This is a genomic window from Fulvivirga sp. (genome assembly GCF_040220315.1).
In the GTDB taxonomy this organism is placed as follows: Bacteria; Bacteroidota; Bacteroidia; order Cytophagales; family Cyclobacteriaceae; genus Fulvivirga.
In genome coordinates, this window is the sequence record NZ_JAVJUY010000178.1 from 1 (window position 1) to 2,364 (window position 2,364).

Below are 2,364 nucleotides of genomic sequence, written 5' to 3' on the forward strand. Positions count from 1 at the left end.
AGCATTCGTCTATAGTTGGAAACATGTCATCAAAACCACTGCACTCTCCATCGATATAACTGCCACCAAATGATTGGTCCTTATAGTTTTTATTGGGACGCTGTAGCATGTATTCATATCCGGTCTCCTTGTTGATGAAGGAAGCCACTTTTCCTCCAGGATTAGGTAGGACTTCCGCACGTATCATTTTGTTCTCCAATACCAGGCTATCCTTATCTTTATATTTTGATGGGGTGATCATTTTTGGAGCTATTAACTTGTCTTCTTTTCCTTAATCCAAATAATTTATTCTTTGACTTCAACAAGACGAACCTGCCACGGATCTACTTCAGGGATAATAAATTTTCGATATGGCCCATCCTGTCCTGAGGAATTTATTTTTTGTGAATTACCATTCATATCATACACCAATATTGATTTTAGAGTAGTCCTAAGTTTAAGTTCAACATTCTTTGCTTCGTCAAAAGATGAGTTTGTAAATGCAAGAACCATATGGTCATCTTGAGGCTCTCTTATCCATAGGTTAATTCGATGAAAAGAATTGACATAACCGGGTAGCTCATCATTTGAAAGCCACCTTAAAACCGATTTCATTTGAGAACTCTTTGAAAGGTTTTCCATAAAAGTCCATGGATAATATCCTGAAATACAAACACGACCACCTAGCTCATTTTCAAATATTCCCATAGTTGCACCAGCCATCTCGGTTCTTGAGTAATCAATTAAAGATGAAAGTATTTGCGCCTTTTCATTGCTCTTTTTTAATGAGTATGCTGTTGACTTCCAAAATGATTGTCTATTATTCCGTTCTCTCCCAGCATATTCCCCATTTAGAAAGTGATCTGAAAATAATTCTATTCTATCAACTTTAGAGTCTACTGCAGTGGTAAACCCTGTTAAATGACCTAACCCTCTGTCATTTATAACTCTTAATGCTTCAGCATCAATATAAACTCCCTCAGAAAGGATATTAATTAACTCCTCATCAGGAATCGCATATATACCATTACCTGAAAGTAATGTAACATTAGCATTCCTCTGTGAGTATGTCGGGGGTAACCCAATATTGAACAACTCACTTCCTGCCATGAATGATCCACCGTTTAACCACTCACCATTTTCAAGACTAGCTGTCAAGTAACTATTTTTATTCCAATACACATTAATTCCTGTTGGCTCAATCCTCCCAAGTTTCTGTACCATAAGGTCAAAGAAGCGTCTTGAGTCTGCTAATTTTTGGATAAGTGGCTCATATTCATCAAGTGGCTCATTATAAAATGAGAGTACATTAAAGGCAGCCCCTGTACAACCTGCAGCTATATAAGTTCCCGCTTCAAGAGCTACAATATTTGCTGCCTTTTTGAGTCTCTGGTATGGGAAATTTTCTATCTCAGATTGAATTGAAAGCACACTTGAAGGCAAAGCTGAAACCTGTCTTCCCATGGCATGAGCTTTATCAATAAATCCATTTGTATTTGTGTCCACATAATTTCCCCCTCCAGGACGCCACATTACTGTACTATTATTTGGTCCTGCCAGAATGTTTGCCCACTCGGCAAATGCATACCCTTCAAAAAACCGGTCACCAGTCATAAATCCGAGGGGCATCTTAGGGTCTATCTCATGAACTGTCTCTTCTATGATTTCGAAAAGATTTGATATGGAATTGCGATTATGCTGTAACCACTGTTCCCTGACTTTAATCTTTTCTTCCATGGAACCCTCATTAAAAGCTTTATTTAAACTTTTTCTCGAATACAATTTCCCAAACTCCTCTTCAAATATATTCAGGCAGTTATCACAAAAACATCCATATCCAATTGGTTTATGTCCCAATCTTACGTCATCATCAATCCAAATATAATCCGGGTTTGAATTTGTTGTCAGTGTATAAATTTTTCTTACATAATCAAGTAAATTCTCATCCTTTGGACAAAATGAACCGTGACTTACATTCCCATCTATTCCTGTCATAAATGTGAAATTACCCTTTAAGGAATGTTCAAGGTCTTCATTATGGTGCCCAATGGATGTTAGAATGTTTACCCCTGTTCGATACCCCTGCTCCTTAGCAAAAGCTAGTCTATCTTTAAATATTTTAGCGCGTCTTTCAAACTCTTCTAATGGAATTGGCGCATGTGTTGCACTACTAAAAAGCGTTATCTCATCTGTGACTTTATTATTTTCTTTAAACAAGACTAATAATTCACTAAACCTTTGCTCATTCATCCACTGAGCAGGACTTATCCGAAATGAGATATTTGCTTCACTAAGTAGTGAACCGGAAGATTCATCACTAACTAAAGAATTCTGATTGTTGGTCTCGGTGCTACAAGATCCAATCAGAATTGATATTACCAGTAT

The 2,364-nt window shown here is 37.1% G+C and carries 2 protein-coding genes; both read right to left on the bottom strand.

Annotated features, from left to right (window positions below; all coding sequences use genetic code 11):
• Positions 1 to 241: DUF5107 domain-containing protein (locus RLO81_RS08675; RefSeq protein WP_350110132.1), on the bottom strand; the 241-nt coding region annotated here is incomplete at its 3' end.
• 44 nt (positions 242 to 285) lie between these two features.
• On the bottom strand, positions 286 to 2,364 hold a 2,079-nt coding region (locus RLO81_RS08680; RefSeq protein WP_350110135.1), incomplete at its 5' end, for a hypothetical protein.